The organism is Lysinibacillus sp. fls2-241-R2A-57, assembly GCF_030209535.1.
Lineage (GTDB): Bacteria > Bacillota > Bacilli > Bacillales_A > Planococcaceae > Lysinibacillus.
The window spans coordinates 61,149-79,907 of record NZ_JARVRU010000021.1; the positions used below are offsets into that span (position 1 = coordinate 61,149).

The window sequence follows — 18,759 nt, forward strand, 5'->3', positions numbered from 1 at the left end:
ATCATGTCCTGTGATAACGCCTTCGGGACCAACATCATGTTGGTACTTACGCTTCGCTTTCGCACAGAAAAAACATGTTGTTGCTGACGCTACGCTTTCGCACAGACGAAAACCATGTTGCTGACGCTACGCTTTCGCACAGAAAAACATTTTGTTGTTGCTGCCGCTTCGCTTTCGCACAGACGAAAACCATGTTGCTGTCGCAAAAGCACAGACAAAACGAAAGTCACCCCCGCGTTATGATGATCCTAATTTGGGTAAAACCATGATGGAAGAACAAAACAGCAAAAAAGCGCAAGTCCGCTTGAAAAAATGTTAGATTTCGGATATTTTTTGCTGGAAAGAGTGTGTGAAAGCGCATTCTTTTTATTTTTTTGTAAAAGTTATGTTTTTGTAGCCTCAGAACACTTACATAGTTTGTTTTTTCGTGTTAATGTGAATAATAATAGTACTGCAGGAGGTCGACAATGAAAAAAATTGCCGTATTAACAAGTGGTGGAGATGCGCCAGGGATGAATGCAGCTGTTCGTGCAGTCGTTCGTAAGGCCGCGTTTCATGGAATTGATGTTGTCGGAATTAAGCATGGGTATGAAGGCTTAACAAAAGGTTACATGGAAAATCTCGATTTAGGCTCAGTAGGTGGCATTATTCAACGTGGTGGCACGCAATTATTTTCAGCAAGATGTCCTGAATTTAAAGAAGACGCTGTTCAACAGCGAGGCATTGACAATATGCGTGAAGCTGGGATTGAAGGGTTAGTCGTTATTGGCGGAGATGGTTCTTACCGTGGTGCTATGGAGTTAGTGAAAAAAGGTTTTCCTGTTGTTGGTGTTCCAGGAACAATCGATAATGATGTACCAGGAACCGAATATACTATAGGATTCGATACAGCACTAAATACAGTCGTGGAATCGATTGATAAAATCCGCGATACAGCAACTTCCCATGAAAATTCCTTTATCGTTGAGGTAATGGGGCGAGATGCAGGAGATATTGCATTATGGGCAGGTCTTGCAGCTGGTGCTGAAACAGTTTTAATTCCAGAAGAAGATTATAATTTGGATGACATTGTGGCACGCTTAGATCGAGGAGCCGCGCGTGGGAAAAAGCATAGTATTATTATTGTCGCTGAAGGTGTTATGTCAGGTAGTGATTTGGCAAAGCTGTTAAAAGACAAAACAGGGAAAGAGATCCGTGTTTCTGTTCTTGGACATATCCAACGTGGCGGTTCACCTACTGCACGTGATCGTGTTCTGGCAAGTCAGTTCGGTGCTCATGCAGTCGAATTACTAATGGAAGGAAAAACTGGAAGAGCGGTAGGTATCCGCAATCATCAAGTGATTGACTATGATATGCCTGAGGCTTTCGAAAAAAATCATGAGTCAGATGTAAGCTTGTATACTTTGATGAAAGAACTATCTATATAATTTGGTATAAAACGGAGTGGGCAGAAAATGAGAAAAACAAAAATCGTATGTACAATTGGTCCGGCAAGTGAGTCACCAGAAACTTTAGAAAAACTAATTGAAGCAGGTATGAATGTTGCCCGCTTAAATTTTTCGCATGGTTCTCATGAAGAGCATGAAGGACGTATTAGCTTAATTCGCGAAGTAGCGCAGAAATTAGGTAAACCAGTTGGTATTTTACTCGACACAAAAGGTCCTGAAATTCGTACACATAATATGAAAAACGGCGAATTACATTTAGCTACTGGACAAGTAATTGATATTTCAATGACTGAAGTTGAAGGAACAGAGACATGCTTCTCTGTCACATATGATCGTTTAATCGAGGATGTTGAGCAAAATTCAATTATTTTATTAGATGATGGACTTATTCAATTACGTGTATTGGCAACAGATATGGAAAAAGGCCTTATCCATACAATTGTGGAAAATGCAGGTGTTTTAAAAAATAAAAAGGGTGTTAACGTGCCGGGTGTTTCTGTACAACTTCCGGGAATTACAGAAAAAGATGCACAGGACATTCTCTTCGGTATTAAGCAAGGGGTTGACTTTATTGCAGCTTCATTCGTTCGCCGAGCTAAGGATGTACTAGAGATTCGAGAATTACTTGAACAAAATGGCGGTAACCACATTCAAATCATCCCGAAAATCGAGAACCAAGAGGGTGTCGATAATATCGATGAAATCATCTTAGTTTCAGATGGATTAATGGTGGCACGTGGTGACCTTGGTGTAGAAATCCCAGCAGAAGAAGTACCACTTGTACAAAAGAAATTAATTTTAAAATGTAACCAAGTAGGTAAACCAGTAATTACAGCTACACAAATGTTAGATTCGATGCAGCGTAATCCACGTCCAACACGAGCAGAGGCAAGTGACGTAGCAAACGCAATTATCGATGGAACAGATGCAATTATGCTGTCTGGTGAAACGGCAGCTGGGCTTTATCCAGTAGAGTCCGTGCAAACAATGAATAAAATCGCACAGCGTACGGAAAATTCTTTAGACTATAAGGCGATTGTCTCAACACGTAGTCGTGAAAAAGAGGCAAATATGACTGAGGCAATTTCTCAGGCAGTAGCTTACACTTCGATTAACTTAGGTGTAAAAGCAGTATTAGCACCAACAGAAAGTGGTAACACAGCTAGAATGATTGCGAAATATCGCCCAGGTGTACCGGTTGTCGCTGTAACAGGCTCTATCAATACAGCAAACGCATTAACACTAGTTTGGGGTGTATACCCAGTTGTTTGTCAACGTGTTACGACAACAGATGAAATTTTAGAGCTAGCTGTTGACGAGAGCTTGAAGCATGGCTTTGTAACGCACGGTGATGCAGTTGTCATTACAGCAGGTGTACCGGTAGGTGAAGCAGGTACTACTAACTTAATGAAGGTACACATTATCGGAGATTTATTAGCACGTGGTCAAGGAATCGGTAAAGCTTCAGTTGTAGGTAAAACAGTTGTTGCAAAAAATGCAGCTGAGGCACTAGCTTATGATACAGACGGATGCATTTTAGTAACGGTTGGCTCAGATCGTGATATGATGCCAGTGCTTGAAAACTGTATTGGTCTTATTACAGAGGAGGGCGGTCTTACAAGTCATGCAGCGGTTGTCGGACTAAGCCTTGGTATCCCTGTTATCGTCGGTGTAAAAGAAGCAACTACACTGATTCGCCACGATCAAGAAATTACGATGGATGCAGAAACAGGAGTTATATATAAAGGGCATGCAAGTGTTCTTTAACTTCTTTCAACATTTATCTCAACCCTAAGTGGTGAGATGAATGCAGGTTTTTAGTCACTATAAAGAAAAGCTCTAGTGCGAATAGTTGTACTAGAGCTTTTCTTATGAAAAAAGATATCTTTATTAGATTAAATAATATTTTTAAGTCAAACATTGCCTTCCTTTCATAGCCTAGGCGTCTCGTATTAGAAGGCTCATTGTTTTTTTAATGGAACTAAATGAGCTATAATAACGTATATAAGGTATAGCTTTTTTAGATAGAAAGGAGAAAAATATGAGAAAAATTTTTCTTGGTTTCATAGTCTACGCATTAGCCGAATTGGCGTTATTAATAGTGATTGGTCAAAATATTGGTGTTTTAAATACATTATTACTTATAGTTGCTACTAGTATTTTAGGTATTTATGTAGTGAAAAATAAAGGTATGAATTCTGTACAAAAGGTAAAAAATACGATAGCACGTGGAGAAGCTCCGGGTCCGGCTTTAATTGATACAGTGTTAAATTTTAGCGGTGGTGTACTTCTAGCATTACCAGGTTTTTTAACGGATCTTCTTGGTTTATTACTGCTTATGCCTTTTACTCGTAAAATGTTCCAACCAATCTTTTATTATTGGATGCGTAAAAAAATGAAAAAAGGTCAATTCATCATCGTTCAAAGATAGCATTTTCCTTCAGTTTAACCGCCAAAAATAAAAATACAGGGCTAAGTAAAATGCCGTAAAAACCAAATAATAAAATAGAGGCAGCACTGATGAAAAAGGTGTGGAATGTACGTAATTGTAGTGTATTTGACCAAAGCATGGAATCAGCTAGCTGCCTTATTAATTGAACAAATAGATACAAAACTAAAATAGCCACACATAAATACGTATTACCCTTTAAGTAAAAATAAAAGCTCATTGGTACAAGAAACACTCCGATGCCGAAGAATGGAAGTACATCTGCAAAAGCTACTATAAATGCTTTAATGATGGCTTGTTCAAATTGAAGAATCATAAACCCGACACAAAGAATGAGCAGTGTGATTGTGAATAGCTGAAACTCCACGAACAGAAAGTAATGAAACAGTTGCATAATCTTCGAAAAATGAGACTGCCATTCATTGCGGAATTTTTTTGGCACATATTGAAAGAACCAATAACGGGATTTGCGAGTTTCCAATAGGGCAAAGTAGTAAGCGATAAGGAATATAAATACTTCAATTACATGCTTCATAAATAATTGAAAGATATTAGCTATATACACTAAGATTGAATCGAAAATAGATAGTGATTTTTCCTTTAAAACTTGGATGAACATTGATTCATATTCATTGAAAAGTGGGAAGTTTTGTAGTGTTTCTCGAATTTCAGGGAAGACAAGAATAATGCTGTTTATAGAGATTATAGCGAGAAGAAAAATGCAAGTTAGTATGAGTGCTTCCACAATAATTGCTGCAAGCCAATAGGCAATCCTACAATATGAGTGAAGGAATTTTATGATAGGGTACGTAGAAAAAGATAAGAAAATTGCAAGTGATACGGGTAATACGAACCATAATATCACCAAATAAAAAATAAAAATTAAAATACTTGTAGTCCTTTCGTATGAAAAATATTTAATATTCCTCATTTTTACAAATTCACCCCGTTTCAAATGATAAATTAATGTCAAAAAATGCAAAGCAATCTCTTTAAAGCGTTTATATAATCGCTCAAGCGTCTTTTTCTTTATTCGGAGGATTTTCATTCACAAAGATGTCAAAAATGATTATAATAGCAATGTAAGCGATTTACTTAATGGTTCATATGAGCAAAAAACGTAAATGCGACCTACAAAAAGCATTTACAACCAAAAAATATAACTATGAGGGAGCGATAATTTATGTCAGCAACTAAAGGTTTAGAAGGTATCGTAGCAGCGGAATCTAAAATCAGTTCAATTATCGATGACACACTTACATATGTTGGTTACAACATTGATGATTTAGCAGAGAACGCGTCATTTGAAGAGGTAATTTATTTATTATGGCATACTCGTTTACCAAAAGCGGACGAGCTAGCTGAATTAAAACAACAATTAGCAGACAACATGACTATTCCACAAGCGATTGTAGACCAATTCAAAACATACCCATTATCAACTGTACATCCAATGGCTGCACTACGTACTGCAGTATCTTTACTTGGTGTATTCGATGATGAAGCGGATGTTATGGATCCAGAAGCTAACTACCGTAAAGCTATCCGTCTACAAGCTAAAATTGCTACAGTAGTTACTGCATTTGCACGTGTTCGTAAAGGTTTAGAGCCAGTTGCGCCAAAACCAGAATTAGGATATGCAGCAAACTTCTTATACATGCTTAAAGGTGAAGAGCCAGCAGCAATCGAAGTTGAAGCATTCGACAAAGCGTTAGTATTACATGCTGACCACGAATTAAATGCATCTACATTCACTGCACGTGTATGTGTAGCTACATTATCAGATGTTTATTCTGGTGTAACTGCAGCTATCGGTGCATTAAAAGGGCCACTTCATGGTGGAGCAAACGAGCAAGTAATGAAAATGTTATCTGAAATTGGTTCACTTGAAAACGTTGAATCTTATATTCAAAATAAATTAGACAACAAAGAAAAAATCATGGGCTTCGGTCACCGCGTATACCGCAAAGGCGACCCACGTGCACCACACTTACGTGTAATGTCACAAAAATTAACTGAGTTAACTGGTAAACCAGAGCTTTATGAAATGTCAGTTAAAATCCATGACATGATCGTAGAACAAAAGAAATTACCTGCAAACGTAGACTTCTTCTCTGCGTCAGTGTATGATTCTTTAGGTATTGATCATGACCTATTCACACCAATTTTCGCAGTATCACGTACTTCTGGTTGGGTAGCTCATATTCTAGAGCAATATGCTAACAACCGCCTAATCCGTCCACGTGCAGAGTACGTTGGACCAGGCATGCAAAAATATGTTCCAATCAGCGAGCGCTAATTCGGAAAATATGCTAGAATATTTGGGACTGTGTTACTTATAACACAGTCCTATGATTATGAATTTAGGAGGCAACATCAATGTCAAACAAAATTGTAGTTGAAAATGGCGTACTTAATGTACCAAACAATCCAGTGATTCCTTTCATCGAAGGTGACGGAATTGGTCCAGATATTTGGGCTGCAGCATCACGCGTAATCGACGCAGCTGTAGAAAAAGCTTACAATGGTGAAAAGAAAATCGAATGGTTAGAAGTTTTAGCTGGTGAAAAAGCATTCAACCAAACTGGTGAATGGTTACCACAAGAAACTTTAGACAAAATTAACGAATTCCTAATCGCAATCAAAGGTCCTCTTACTACTCCAATCGGTGGTGGTATCCGCTCTCTAAACGTAGCATTACGTCAACAACTTGACCTATATGTATGCTTACGTCCAGTACGTCACTTTGATGGAGTACCTTCTCCAGTTAAACGTCCAGAAGACGTTGATATGGTTATCTTCCGCGAAAACACAGAAGACATCTACGCTGGTATTGAATTCGAATCTGGCTCTGAACAAGCACAAAAAATCATCAACTTCTTACAAACTGAATTTGGTGTTAACCAAATCCGTTTCCCAGAAACTTCTGGTATCGGTGTAAAACCAGTATCTAAAGAAGGTACTGAGCGTTTAGTACGTTCTGCTATCGAATATGCTATTAATCATAAACGCCCATCTGTTACTTTAGTACACAAAGGTAACATCATGAAATTCACTGAAGGTGGATTCAAAAAATGGGGTTATGAATTAGCTGAAAAAGAATTTGCTGATCAAACATTCACTTGGAACCAATATGATGCTATTAAAGCTGAACAAGGTGAAGAAGCAGCAAACAAAGCACAAGCTGACGCTTTAGCAGCTGGTAAAATCTTAGTTAAAGATTCTATCGCTGATATCTTCTTACAACAAATCTTAACTCGTCCAAATGAGTTCGACGTAGTTGCTACAATGAACTTAAACGGTGACTATATCTCTGACGCATTAGCTGCTCAAGTTGGTGGTATCGGTATCGCTCCAGGCGCAAACATTAACTATGTAACTGGACACGCGATCTTCGAAGCTACTCACGGTACAGCTCCAAAATATGCTGGTCAAGATAAAGTAAACCCATCTTCTGTATTACTTTCAGGTGTATTAATGCTTGAACACTTAGGATGGCAAGAAGCAGCTGACATGATTACTAAATCTGTAGAGAAAACAATCTCTTCTAAAGTTGTAACTTACGACTTCGCTCGTTTAATGGACGGCGCTACAGAAGTAAAATGTTCAGAATTCGCTACTGAATTAATCAAAAACCTATAATTTTCTATTCTAAAATAGAAATTATAGTTAAAGCGGAAGTATATTCTGCCGATATAATTAGGGTGAAATGTAAATTTCTATAATAAAATATTTACGATGAACTTGTTTAATCGAGGGAGGAGAATTTATTCTCCTCCCTTTTTTAAAACTAATTTTAAAGGAGCGTATTCGAATGTCTCTGAAACGTAAAAAAATCTCAGTAATTGGTAGCGGTTATACTGGTGCTACTGCAGCATTTTTAGCAGCTCAAAAAGAACTTGGTGATATAGTGTTAGTGGATATCCCACAAGCTGAAAACCCAGCAAAAGGTAAAGCTTTAGATATGTGGGAAGCTGCGCCGGTGCAAGGATATGATTCTTATGTTAAAGGTACTTCTAATTATGCTGATACTGCAGATTCTGATGTAGTAATCATCACTGCTGGTGTTGCTCGTAAGCCTGGTATGAGCCGTGATGATCTTGTTCAAATTAACCAAGATGTGATGAAAGCTGTTTCCAAGGAAATTGCCAAGTACTCACCAAATGCAACAATCCTTGTTCTTACAAACCCAGTTGATGCAATGACTTACACAGTATTCAAAGAAACTGGTTTCCCTAAAAATCGTGTAATAGGTCAATCAGGCGTACTCGATACGGCACGTTTCTGTGCGTTTGTAGCTGAAGAACTTAATATCTCAGTAAAAGACATCACAGGTTTTGTTTTAGGTGGGCATGGTGATACAATGGTGCCACTAACTCGCTACTCATTCGCTGGTGGTATTCCATTAGAAACATTAATCCCAGCAGATCGTCTTGAAGAGATTGTTGACCGTACTCGTAAAGGTGGCGCTGAAATCGTTAACCTTCTTGGTAACGGTTCTGCATATTATGCTCCTTCAGCGGCGCTTATCGAAATGGCGGAAGCTATCATTAAAGATCAAAAACGTATACTTCCATCTATTGCATACTTAGAAGGCGAATATGGCTACAATGATTTATACCTAGGTGTTCCAACATTATTAGGTGCAAATGGTGTAGAAAAAATCTTTGAACTTGAGTTAACAGACAATGAAAAAGCAGCTTTAGATAAATCGGCAGAAGCAGTCCGCGATGTTATGAAAGTTTTAGCTTAATAAAAGTTTATGAAATCGAGTAGGATTCATTCCTACTCGATTTTTTTTCGAGTATTGAGACATCGTAAAGTAGGACGAATAGTGAGTCAAAATAAGATGTTCTTACAAAATACGGGATACCAGAAAATAGAGATAGGCAATACCCGGGACTTTTTAAGGAACTTCGTATTCTGTCTAACTCATAATGAAGATTATTATAATCAATGTTTAACAAGAGCTATAGTATGCATATTGATAAAGGTTCATCACTGAGAGTTGTGGAACGGATTCTTCTACTCTGCGGTGAAGTTAGTTAAAGAGAGGAATAGATTTTGTGGTAAAATAATGGTAAATAAGTGAGGTGTTCAAGTGAAGCAAGGCTCATTTAAAAAAAATACAGGTATCGCATTTGCAGTGATAGCAATTTTTATTATTGTTATCTGGTTAATTTCCGAAAAATCTATTTCCTATTCAGAACCTCAAGAGGCAATATTAGCAGTTGAAAAAGATTTAGTGTTAATTCCAGCCTATAAAATAAACAGTAATTCACTTTTCTTTTTCATAAAAGATCAGAATAATCTAGGAGTTACATATGTACGAGAAGGACTTTGGGGATGGAAAGTAGAATTCCTTACTTGGATTTCTATGGATAAAAATAGAAATTATGAAAATTTAAATGGTTATCAAAGATATGATGAAAATTTAATATTTGGATTAATTAAAGATGGCGATGACCGACTTCTTCAACTTGATGATAAAAAGGCTACAATACTTAATTTAGAAATGTTACCTACTGAAGTCGTAGAAAAACATCAATTAAAAGGATTGTATATTTGGTACTTTGAAAGTGACACTGCTCTGGAAGAAGGAACAATCAAATTAATTAATAAAGCCACTAAAGAAGTGATAGATGAAATTAATTTATAAAAACTTTTGAAAAATAGGTGTTTTTATATAAAAGGCAGAAAAAATAAATACAGAGTGAGTTACATAGGTAGCTCTTTTTTCTTTATTGACTAACGGTCAGGTTAGCGAATGAAGGACTTAGAATATTGTTTCGATATGCACGCAAAGCAATGGGGGGAGTAGTATGTTTATAGTTAGAACAGCTATTTTATGGATTATTATATCAACCATTATTAATGCATATTTAATGACATTACCCATACCTGTTTTACGAAAAAGAGATTATCCGGCTAACTATCTAATTAAACGAAATAATAGGATAGATATACAAAACAAAAGGGAATGTGCAGGATTTTCAACAGCATATGTGTTGCGTCATTTTGGAATGGAGGCCGATGGTGAAGAGTTATATACTAATTACCCTAGTAAAACGAGGTCAGGCAATGTATATCCAAAGGGAATTCGTACAATGTTAAGAAAAAAGGGATTTGAAACAAGCTATTATAAAGGAAATATAAATACATTAAAGTACGAAGTTAGTAAAGGAACTCCCGTAATTGTTTTTATTAAAGTACATAAGGATCGTAATGATTTGCATTTTGTTCCTGTCATTGGATATGACAAGGAGTATTTTTACCTTTCAGAATCATTAATGCAACTGGTGAATTGTAATGATGATAACAATAGCTATAATCGAAAAGTTCCTATTAATGAATTTGGGGAATTATGGAATATAAAAAATATTAATATGCTTCTTTATAGCAATACTTACATAACCGTAGACGCCACACAGAGCTAATATTAATGACGAAGATTTTTATCTGAATACACAGTTAAATGATACCGAAAATTGATGTGATCATATTATTTTTCAATGATATGGAACTTTTGTTGAAGATATTTTTACTCAGGCTAGTTGTGCTAACAGGTGCGATTGTTCAATTAGAACAATCGCTTTTCCACGAACGGAGAGTTGAAGAAGGAACTTTCACATTTTAACTCGAAATATATGTATAAAAAGACTATAGATGGAGGGCTTTTTATGGCATTAGTGTCAATCTATACTGTTGGTAGGCTAAACCACCCCTATGACCACCCGGCCTCTCGTGATTTTTATAGAGTGGGAAATGAAGTATATCGTCAGGCAACTAAATCAGGGCTTATAGAGACATTTTCACCTGAAGGAGTCCCATTCCCAGAAGAAACCGTAAAGGGGAAGGGTTCTCCTATACTTACGCTAACGGTATGGAGAAGTCTTCAATCCTTATATCGCTTTACCTATTCAGGACAGCATATACAAGCATTACGAGATAGAAGCAAATGGATCGAGCCATATCCAGAGAAACACCTTTCTTATGTAGTTTGGTGGACAGAAAAGGTGAAGGATGTCTCATGGGAGGAGGCATTTAAGAGATACAACTATTATATTCAGCATGGTCCAACTCCTTTTGCATTTGATTTTAAGCATGCATTTGACGAAAAGGGGGAGAGGTTCTTGATTGAGTAGCAGGAGCCAACTCTGGAAGGAATTGTGAAGTATTATACTTAAACTATTTGGTGCGATTGTTCAATTAGAGCATTCGCTTTTTCACTAACGGAGCAAGTTTGCTGAGGAGGAGTATAATGCGTTTTCTTTTTTGGCTAAGTGTTTTTATCTCGGGAGTTGTAAGTGTTGTCGGTTTTGCATTCACTAATATGACTACTACTTCATTCGACCCCACAGGTGACAATTTTATTGGAGGAAATGGAAACCCAGGCTTAATGTTTGTTATGTTTCCGATGTTAATTATTCTTTATTTTTTCTTTGCAATGATGTTTGTTTTTGAAAAGTTACATGAACGTTTTTTAGTGAAAAGGAAACTATTTCAAGCCTGCTATTTAGGGATGTTTGTGCTGATTTTTGGAGTGACGATTTACCGAATCGTTTCATTTCGAAATGAAATCAATCCATATTTTGAATACGAAATATCCTATTTAAATCCTTTTTCTAATCATTTATTTTTTAACTTCTGGACGTTTATAGCCTGCCTTTGTGTTTCAGGGTTTTGCTCATTTTATTTAAAGAAAAGAATGTGAATAGCTAGAAAGAGGTAACCATCTCAATACGAAGTAGTTTTTTAAAATTTGGGTGGTGCCATAACTGAAGAATTGAGGAGACCCCCAGGAAGTTTTGCTCTGTGCGAAAGCGAAGCGACAGCAACAACAAATGTTTTATCTGTGCGAAAGCGAAGCGTCAGCAACAAAGCGCCCGGTTGGAACGGAAATCATCCATACGTTATGGAGAAGAACATTGATAAAATGGTTGTTCTGCTTTTCGTTGTACTTTTAGAATAAAATTGATACTATGAAGGTAGCATGATAGAAAAGGGGTTGGCGTATCTTTGCTTCAAAAAAACAGTAAGCTTGGTCTCACTATTGAAGAAATTACAGTTGGCGAGAAGATTCATATTACCGAAAAGATAGAAGATAAGGATTTACTGCTTTATTTAGGTCTTACGAATGATAGTAATCCGCTTTATATCCAACATGATTATGCTGCGATGACATCTTTTCAGAAGCCAATCGTTCCAACGATCATGTTAAATGGCATTATTACGTCAGCTGTTTCAAAGTATATTCCCGGACCAGGTTCACGAATTATTGAGCAACATTTAAAATATTTAGGACCTCTCTATCATTATGAATTATTTGATACGCTTTTAGAGGTAACAGAAGTAAATAAATTACAAAATACAATTACTGTATCTGTGCACTCATATAATGAGCAAAAGCAGCTTGTGATTGAAGGTACGTTGCTGGTGACGCCACCCATTGCGTTATAGACTTCTTGAGATTTGAAATGGGGGTTTCAAATCACTATCGGAGGCATTACACATGACAAAAACGATTTTAGTTGTAGAAGATGAATTTTCTATTGCGACATTATTGAAATATAATTTGGAGCAAGCTGGGTATATTGTAGAAACAGCTGCAGATGGTCAAGAGGGTCTTGATAAGGCAATTGACATACAACCAGATTTAATTCTATTAGATTTGATGCTTCCAAGGCTGGATGGTATGGAGGTATGTAAACAAATTCGTCAACAACGTATGAATACACCTATTATTATGTTAACAGCAAAGGATGACGAGTTCGATAAAGTACTTGGTCTAGAGCTAGGGGCAGATGATTATATGACAAAGCCCTTTAGTCCACGTGAAGTGTTAGCTCGGGTAAAGGCTGTATTGAGACGTTTTACACAAAATGTTGTGGCAGAAGATAAAGATGGCCCACAAGAGAAAATGTTTGAGTTTGGACAATTGCGTGTATTTCCTGAGCGTTTTGAAGTATTTTTACAGGATGAAGCACTTGAATTTACTCCGAAGGAATTTGAGCTACTCATTTACTTACTTGAAAATAAAAATCGTGTGTTAACGCGTGATCAGCTATTAAGTGCTGTATGGAAGTATGATTTTGCTGGCGATACTCGAATTGTGGATGTTCACATAAGCCACCTTCGCGATAAAATTGAGGAAAATAGCCGTAAGCCAATGTTCATCAAAACAATTCGCGGTCTTGGCTATAAATTTGAGGAGCCGAAAACAACATGAAATCAATGAGCAACCGCTTATTCTTGACATTCATGCTATTACTTGGAACGATATTAGCTGTCCTAATGATTGTTGTAGGTCAGCTTTTTCCAGTTTATATAGAACAATATGATGAGCAGACGAGTTCACAAATACAAGAATCTATCAATCGAGTATTAGATGAACGAAAGCTGGAACTATCTCAGGAAGATAAAGAAGCACTATATACTGCTCAAAACATTGAAGCGAAAGACTCACTATTTTCGGATGTTCGTGCTCGACTTTATTTAGTTCTAGCGGTTCTTTTCATAATAACGCTTATTTTAATGGCTGTTGTAAGTCGCTATATGATTCGAAATTTCGTTGCGCCTATTGATAATGTGACAGATACAGCACTTGAATTGGCAAAGGGAAATTATCGTGCTCGTGCCCATGAAAATGAGCATGAACGCATGATGCCATTAAGCCACTCGATCAATATTTTAGCGCGTAACTTACAGGATATTACGACGATTCGTGAGGTAGAAGAAGAGAGACTTAAAACTTTAATTGAAAACATGGGAAGTTCCCTCATGATGATTGGACGTGAAGGGAATATATCTATTGTGAATAGGGTATTTCTAGAGCGTTTTGGTATGCAAATTGACGACGTTCAAGGAAAGGTCTTTCGTACAATAGGTTTACCTAAATCACTTGAGCAATTTATTGACCATGTGTTTCTAACAGAAATGCCTTATCGACAACAAATTAAAATGGAAGTGCAACAAGAGCTATATAATAAGGAAGTATATGGAGCACCTGTTATTGGAGATCATGGTCGCTGGCTTGGTGTTGTTATTGTTATGCACGATATTACGGAGCTTGTTCGTTTAGAGCAGATTCGTAAGGATTTTGTAGCAAATGTATCTCATGAATTACGTACGCCTATTACATCTATTAAAGGTTTTGCTGAAACTTTATTGGATGGTGCGTATAAAGATGAAAAAATGCTGTTATCTTTTTTAGAGATCATTAATAAAGAAAGTAATCGTCTGCAGATGCTTATTCAGGATCTACTGGAATTATCGAAAATTGAACAACACGGTTTTACCGTTAATATTATGCCAATGGGCTTGCAAGATGTACTTATACGTGGAGCAGAGCTTACGGGACCTCGTCTGGATGAGAAAAATATGAGCTTTCATGTTGATATAGAGCGTGATGTTCAGGTTATGGGTGATGTGAATCGTATCATTCAAATTGTCACTAATTTAATTACCAATGCCATTACATACTCTCCAGAAAATACAACCGTTACGATTCGATTAAAGGAAAATGAAACGTATGGCATTATTGAAATAGAGGATCAAGGTATTGGGATTGAAAAACATGAAATTGCCCGTGTCTTTGAACGATTTTATCGTGTGGATCGTGCACGAAGTCGGAATTCTGGGGGTACAGGTTTAGGGCTTGCTATCGTGAAGCACTTAATAGAGGCGCATCATGGTCGCATTCAAGTAGAAAGTGAAGTTAGCGTAGGGACAAAAATGATTGTTATGATTCCGAAAAATTAACAATTTCTTTACAATAGCACAATTTTATATTCATAATGGGGATTTATACTTGTTAGTAGAAACCCCCATTATAATTGTTAAGACTATAAATCGCTTAGAAATCTTGAAATATATGGCTCATCACCAAAAGTTGTGAATGATGGTTTTTAAAATATATGCGCTGTATATTAGTTGATTGAAGTGGAGACTGGGCGACTCCTCGGGGATCAGCGTCACAGATGAGACCCTGGAGCGAGCAAAGCGAGTGAAGCGGCTCATCGGACGCCCCCAGGAAAGCGCTCAGTCGGAACGGAAATCAACCACACGTTATGTTGATGAACCAAATATATAAAGATTTTTTGATTGTGCTGCTTAGTTATCGCCAAAGAAGAAAGAATCTATTGCCAAAGTTTTTGGTAGTAGATTCTTTTTCTGTTTTACACCTGATGCAAATAGGTGTAAAGTATAGTAGCATAATATTCAACTAACAATCAGTGTACTTGTTAGTTGAACCAATCGGGCTTTAACAGTCAGTTTACGCATGCTTATTACTGGCCGTTAAAGCAGGATAAAAAATTGAAAGAAGGATGACCATGAAAATCGTCAATAGTATCGTGCAAATCGGCTATCTTTATGTACTTTTATTTGTTGGGAATAGTATTGCACGTCTACTTCACTTGCCGATTCCAGGGAGCATAATTGGACTAGTCTTATTGTTTTTACTTTTGCAGTTTCATATTATTAAGCTTGAATGGATTGAGCTAGGTGCAGGTTTATTACTTAGTGAGTTATTGCTATTTTTCATTCCATCTGCTATCGGAGTGATCGATTATGATTCACTTTTAGGTGTGCAGGGTATGAAGGCTGTGCTAGTTATTGTAGTGAGTGCTATTGTTGTTATGTTTACAACAGGTTTCACAGCACAATGGCTAGAGCAACGAAAGAAAGGTGATACTGCATGAGCTTTTTAATAGCTGTAGTAAGTTTAATAGGTACTATTGCAGTTTTTTATATTAGTAAAATGTTTTATAAAAAGTATAAGAAGGAATGGCTAACACCCGTACTGATCACACCGATAGTTATAATTATTATTTTGTTAGTATCGGGTACATCTTATAAATCCTATAATGCAGGAGCCAATATTTTAACAAATCTACTAGGTCCAGCAACGGTTGCATTCGCGGTACCTATTTATAAAAATTTTGACCTATTAAAGAAACATGCTTTTGAAATTTTTCTAAGTATTGCAGTTGGATCTGTGGTTGCCATTACATCATCATTTGTAATCGCCGTAGTAATTGGGTTAAATGATGAGCTTGTGCATAGTTTAGTTCCTCGTTCAGTTACTACACCAATCGCGATGGATATTTCTAATATGATTGGCGGCTCACCTACCTTGACTGCTGTTTTCGTCATGGTAACCGGTATTTTAGGGAGTCTACTAGGACCGGTAGTTATTAAAGTATGCCGTTTTCATAGACCATCCTCTAGAGGTCTAATGTTAGGAATGGGAGCACATGGTACAGGTACCTCTAAAGCGTTTGAGTTTGGTGAGCTTGAAGGTACTTTTGCAAGTCTTGCAATGATTGTAGCTGCATTAATTAGCATTGTTTTATCAACAACATTTTTCCCAGCATTTGAACATTTAGTTGTCAATATCCTGTTACCGTAAATGGTAACAGGATTTTTTTGTTTTTTGGTTCAATAATATTCGTTGGGTAACCATACAATTTAAGATGAAGGTAACTGTCCCAACCTCCTGTCGAAAAATTGGATTGGCAGTCGCTAGAACGTTTGGGAGAGCTTCGTATTGTGCTTTACCTCAACATTTGACGTAGAATCTATTTTTTGTAGTGTGGCTCATCACAACGCATGCCATGTTTATGCTGTTGATTGGAGTGGAGGGTGGATGCCCCCGGTCGGAACGGAAATCAACTACACGTTATGATGATGAGCTAAAAGTATGTAAATCTGCCTAAAATATAATATTAGTTTATTAAAATATTTTGAAACCTTTTATAAAGTATCCCGTAAACTATAGTACTAAGCATAAGGGAGGATTGGACATGAGTGTAAAAAGAACACTAATGATGGTGGGACTTGGGATTTTTGGTATTATTGCACTTATTGCTGTGTTTACATCGTGGTACACGGTAGATGAATCAGAACAAGCGGTAGTCATTACGTTCGGTCGTGCCGATGATACAATAACCGAACCAGGCTTACATTTTAAATTACCTTGGCCTGTACAATCGGTGGAGGTATTATCGAAGGAAACTTTCAGTTTGAAGTTTGGCTATAAGCAAAATAAAGATGGTGAATTGGAAGACTATGATGCTGAAACGAAAATGATTACAGGTGATGAGCATATTGTGTTAACAGACCTTGTAGTTCAATGGAAGATTACAGAACCGAATAAGTTTTTATTCAACGCACAAGATCCGGAAGAAATTTTACATAGCGCTACGTCGAGTGCGATTCGTTCAATTATCGGAAGTTCCAATATCGATGCTGCTTTAACAGATGGAAAAGCAGACATAGAAGCAAAGACACGAGAGTTGCTAGTATCCCTAATTGAAAAATATGATATTGGGATCAGTATTCTGGGTGTAAAATTACAGGATGTTGAATTACCAAATGCAGATGTGCGTGCGGCTTTTACAGCGGTTACCGATGCACGTGAAATGAAAAATACAAAAATAAATCAAGCAGAAAAATATGCAAATCAGCGTACTAATGAGGCTGAAGGTGAAAAGGATGCTATTATCTCGAAGGCTGAAGGTGAAAAAACAGCCCGTATTGAGCAGGCTCAAGGGGATGTAGCTGTCTTTAATAAAATGTATGAGCAATATAAGGGCAATAAACAAATTACACGCGAACGTTTGATTTTGGAAACACTTGAAAACGTATTACCTAAAGCGCAAATTTATATTATGAATGATGATGGCAGCACAATGAAATACTTGCCTCTTCAAGCATTGCAACCTACGACACAGGAGACGCCTGAGAAACAGGAAACAACTGCGACACAGGAAACATCAAAAGAGAAAAAAGAAGGGAGCGGTAACTAATGGACCAAAAAAATAAGGATCTTAACAAATTCCTAAATTTTCTATCGGGTAAATCCAAAAATACTGCTCCAAAAGATGGGGATACAGGGGATAATGTAATTAAAATGTCGAAAAAAGGCCCGATGAATCCGAAAAAATATATTTCTTTTGCTGTAACGTTAACTGCCATTTTCGCTATTGTCATTATATTATTTGCTAATGTTTATATAGTTAAAGAGTCCGAATACGCAGTTGTTAGACAGTTTGGAGAAGTAGTGAAATTTCAGAGTGAGCCGGGCTTGAAAATAAAAGTTCCATTTATTCAAAGTGTAACGAAGCTACCAAAAAACCAAATGACGTATGAAGTTTCTGAAGAAGAAATTAATACAAAGGATAAAAAACGGATTATTATTGATAATTATGCAGTATGGCGTATTACTGATCCAAAGCAATTAATTTCAAATGCGGGAACAATAGAAAAAGTTGAATCGCGTATGGAAGAGTTTATTTATTCAGTGATTCGTTCGGAGCTTGGTCGAATAGAATATAAGGAGGTTATTAATGATGAAAATTCTTCACGTGGGAGTATCAATGATCAGGTAACTGCACGTGTCAATGAGTTACTCTCAAATGATAAGTATGGAATAGAAGTAATAGATGTTCGTATTCGTCGTATCGACTTGCCTACTGAAAATGAGCAATCCGTGTTTACAAATATGATTTCGGATCGTGAATCAATGTCGCAAAAATACCTATCTGAAGGTGATGCTCAGAAACGCCGTATTGAAGCTCAAACAGATAAGCAAGTTCAAGAAATGCTAGCAAAAGCGAAAAAGGATGCAGCATTGATTCAAGCGGAAGGTGAAGCAGAAGCAGCTAAGATTTACAATAAATCGTTCTCTCAGGACCCTGAATTCTATTCATTGTACCGCACATTAGAATCATATAAGAAAACTGTAGGTGAAGATACAGTAATTATTTTGCCATCCACTTCACCATATGCAAAACTATTATCTGGCTATATAAAATAATACTATTATTCTTGCAGGGATTAGTATATGAAGTCGTCTCA

General features: G+C 36.9%; 20 protein-coding genes. 18 read left to right on the forward strand and 2 right to left on the reverse strand.

From position 1 onward, the window contains the following. Nucleotides 1-46: 46 nt before the first annotated feature. Nucleotides 47-193, reverse strand: coding sequence for a hypothetical protein (locus tag QRN68_RS04220; RefSeq protein ID WP_285395442.1), 147 nt, complete (start codon nucleotides 191-193; stop codon nucleotides 47-49). 274 nt (nucleotides 194-467) lie between these two features. On the opposite strand from QRN68_RS04220, the gene pfkA reads away from it, so the two are divergent. From pfkA to QRN68_RS04235, 3 genes are all read left to right on the forward strand, one after another. After that, entirely contained in the window at nucleotides 468-1,427 is a 960-nt protein-coding gene (gene pfkA / locus QRN68_RS04225) for a 6-phosphofructokinase (protein WP_285395443.1), read from the forward strand. A gap of 27 nt (nucleotides 1,428-1,454) precedes the next feature. After that, a complete protein-coding gene (gene pyk, locus QRN68_RS04230) occupies nucleotides 1,455-3,215 on the forward strand; it encodes a pyruvate kinase (protein WP_285395444.1) in 1,761 nt (586 codons plus the stop codon). Between the two features lie 274 nt (nucleotides 3,216-3,489). Beyond that, nucleotides 3,490-3,879, forward strand: a complete 390-nt coding sequence (locus tag QRN68_RS04235) for an FxsA family protein (protein WP_285395445.1) — start codon at nucleotides 3,490-3,492, stop codon at nucleotides 3,877-3,879. On the opposite strand, the gene QRN68_RS04240 is transcribed toward QRN68_RS04235, so the two are convergent. Further along, nucleotides 3,863-4,828, reverse strand: a complete 966-nt coding sequence (locus QRN68_RS04240; RefSeq protein ID WP_285395447.1) for an AI-2E family transporter — start codon at nucleotides 4,826-4,828, stop codon at nucleotides 3,863-3,865. The genes QRN68_RS04235 and QRN68_RS04240 overlap by 17 nt on opposite strands. Before the next feature lie 252 nt (nucleotides 4,829-5,080). Here QRN68_RS04240 and citZ point away from each other — a divergent pair, with 252 nt between their 5' ends. From citZ to hflC, 15 genes are all read left to right on the forward strand, one after another. After that, nucleotides 5,081-6,196, forward strand: a complete 1,116-nt coding sequence (gene citZ / locus QRN68_RS04245; RefSeq protein ID WP_285395448.1) for a citrate synthase — start codon at nucleotides 5,081-5,083, stop codon at nucleotides 6,194-6,196. A gap of 80 nt (nucleotides 6,197-6,276) precedes the next feature. Continuing rightward, nucleotides 6,277-7,539: an NADP-dependent isocitrate dehydrogenase gene (icd, locus tag QRN68_RS04250; protein WP_285395449.1), complete on the forward strand. Its 1,263-nt coding sequence runs from the start codon at nucleotides 6,277-6,279 to the stop codon at nucleotides 7,537-7,539. Between the two features lie 172 nt (nucleotides 7,540-7,711). Next, nucleotides 7,712-8,650, forward strand: a complete 939-nt coding sequence (gene mdh / locus QRN68_RS04255) for a malate dehydrogenase (protein WP_285395450.1) — start codon at nucleotides 7,712-7,714, stop codon at nucleotides 8,648-8,650. 348 nt (nucleotides 8,651-8,998) lie between these two features. Continuing rightward, a complete protein-coding gene (locus QRN68_RS04260) occupies nucleotides 8,999-9,556 on the forward strand; it encodes an aspartyl-tRNA synthetase (RefSeq protein WP_285395451.1) in 558 nt (185 codons plus the stop codon). 163 nt (nucleotides 9,557-9,719) lie between these two features. Then, on the forward strand, nucleotides 9,720-10,334 hold the full coding sequence (locus QRN68_RS04265; protein WP_285395452.1) for a C39 family peptidase: 615 nt from the start codon (nucleotides 9,720-9,722) through the stop codon (nucleotides 10,332-10,334). Nucleotides 10,335-10,577: 243 nt separating this feature from the next. Continuing rightward, nucleotides 10,578-11,042: a DUF3291 domain-containing protein gene (locus QRN68_RS04270; RefSeq protein WP_285395453.1), complete on the forward strand. Its 465-nt coding sequence runs from the start codon at nucleotides 10,578-10,580 to the stop codon at nucleotides 11,040-11,042. A gap of 116 nt (nucleotides 11,043-11,158) precedes the next feature. Further along, entirely contained in the window at nucleotides 11,159-11,611 is a 453-nt protein-coding gene (locus tag QRN68_RS04275) for a hypothetical protein (RefSeq protein WP_285395454.1), read from the forward strand. 305 nt (nucleotides 11,612-11,916) lie between these two features. Beyond that, nucleotides 11,917-12,357, forward strand: coding sequence for a MaoC/PaaZ C-terminal domain-containing protein (locus QRN68_RS04280; RefSeq protein WP_285395455.1), 441 nt, complete (start codon nucleotides 11,917-11,919; stop codon nucleotides 12,355-12,357). A gap of 52 nt (nucleotides 12,358-12,409) precedes the next feature. Then, nucleotides 12,410-13,126, forward strand: a complete 717-nt coding sequence (locus QRN68_RS04285) for a response regulator transcription factor (RefSeq protein ID WP_285395456.1) — start codon at nucleotides 12,410-12,412, stop codon at nucleotides 13,124-13,126. Then, nucleotides 13,123-14,658 (forward strand): two-component system histidine kinase PnpS, encoded by a 1,536-nt coding sequence (pnpS, locus tag QRN68_RS04290; RefSeq protein WP_285395457.1) that lies wholly within the window; start codon nucleotides 13,123-13,125, stop codon nucleotides 14,656-14,658. The genes QRN68_RS04285 and pnpS overlap by 4 nt, the downstream gene beginning before the upstream one ends. 175 nt (nucleotides 14,659-14,833) lie before the next feature. Continuing rightward, the gene (locus QRN68_RS04295) at nucleotides 14,834-14,989 is read left to right on the forward strand and encodes a hypothetical protein (protein WP_285395458.1); all 156 of its coding nucleotides are present in this window, start codon (nucleotides 14,834-14,836) and stop codon (nucleotides 14,987-14,989) included. A 241-nt stretch (nucleotides 14,990-15,230) separates the two neighbouring features. Then, entirely contained in the window at nucleotides 15,231-15,599 is a 369-nt protein-coding gene (locus QRN68_RS04300; protein ID WP_285395459.1) for a CidA/LrgA family holin-like protein, read from the forward strand. Then, nucleotides 15,596-16,309: an LrgB family protein gene (locus QRN68_RS04305; RefSeq protein ID WP_285395460.1), complete on the forward strand. Its 714-nt coding sequence runs from the start codon at nucleotides 15,596-15,598 to the stop codon at nucleotides 16,307-16,309. Before QRN68_RS04300 ends, QRN68_RS04305 begins: the two co-directional genes overlap by 4 nt. Nucleotides 16,310-16,703: 394 nt before the next feature. Next, entirely contained in the window at nucleotides 16,704-17,708 is a 1,005-nt protein-coding gene (hflK, locus tag QRN68_RS04310; protein ID WP_285395461.1) for an FtsH protease activity modulator HflK, read from the forward strand. Continuing rightward, nucleotides 17,708-18,718, forward strand: a complete 1,011-nt coding sequence (gene hflC / locus QRN68_RS04315) for a protease modulator HflC (RefSeq protein ID WP_285395462.1) — start codon at nucleotides 17,708-17,710, stop codon at nucleotides 18,716-18,718. The genes hflK and hflC overlap by 1 nt, the downstream gene beginning before the upstream one ends. Nucleotides 18,719-18,759: the final 41 nt, after the last annotated feature.

Bases quoted from the DNA above. Each gene is read 5' to 3' on its own strand.
- QRN68_RS04220 (WP_285395442.1), bottom strand. From the start codon at position 193: ATGGTTTTCGTCTGTGCGAAAGCGAAGCGGCAGCAACAACAAAATGTT.
- pfkA (WP_285395443.1), top strand. From the start codon at position 468: ATGAAAAAAATTGCCGTATTAACAAGTGGTGGAGATGCGCCAGGGATG.
- pyk (WP_285395444.1), top strand. From the start codon at position 1,455: ATGAGAAAAACAAAAATCGTATGTACAATTGGTCCGGCAAGTGAGTCA.
- QRN68_RS04235 (WP_285395445.1), top strand. From the start codon at position 3,490: ATGAGAAAAATTTTTCTTGGTTTCATAGTCTACGCATTAGCCGAATTG.
- QRN68_RS04240 (WP_285395447.1), bottom strand. From the start codon at position 4,828: ATGAGGAATATTAAATATTTTTCATACGAAAGGACTACAAGTATTTTA.
- citZ (WP_285395448.1), top strand. From the start codon at position 5,081: ATGTCAGCAACTAAAGGTTTAGAAGGTATCGTAGCAGCGGAATCTAAA.
- icd (WP_285395449.1), top strand. From the start codon at position 6,277: ATGTCAAACAAAATTGTAGTTGAAAATGGCGTACTTAATGTACCAAAC.
- mdh (WP_285395450.1), top strand. From the start codon at position 7,712: ATGTCTCTGAAACGTAAAAAAATCTCAGTAATTGGTAGCGGTTATACT.
- QRN68_RS04265 (WP_285395452.1), top strand. From the start codon at position 9,720: ATGTTTATAGTTAGAACAGCTATTTTATGGATTATTATATCAACCATT.
- QRN68_RS04270 (WP_285395453.1), top strand. From the start codon at position 10,578: ATGGCATTAGTGTCAATCTATACTGTTGGTAGGCTAAACCACCCCTAT.
- QRN68_RS04275 (WP_285395454.1), top strand. From the start codon at position 11,159: ATGCGTTTTCTTTTTTGGCTAAGTGTTTTTATCTCGGGAGTTGTAAGT.
- QRN68_RS04285 (WP_285395456.1), top strand. From the start codon at position 12,410: ATGACAAAAACGATTTTAGTTGTAGAAGATGAATTTTCTATTGCGACA.
- pnpS (WP_285395457.1), top strand. From the start codon at position 13,123: ATGAAATCAATGAGCAACCGCTTATTCTTGACATTCATGCTATTACTT.
- QRN68_RS04300 (WP_285395459.1), top strand. From the start codon at position 15,231: ATGAAAATCGTCAATAGTATCGTGCAAATCGGCTATCTTTATGTACTT.
- QRN68_RS04305 (WP_285395460.1), top strand. From the start codon at position 15,596: ATGAGCTTTTTAATAGCTGTAGTAAGTTTAATAGGTACTATTGCAGTT.
- hflK (WP_285395461.1), top strand. From the start codon at position 16,704: ATGAGTGTAAAAAGAACACTAATGATGGTGGGACTTGGGATTTTTGGT.
- hflC (WP_285395462.1), top strand. From the start codon at position 17,708: ATGGACCAAAAAAATAAGGATCTTAACAAATTCCTAAATTTTCTATCG.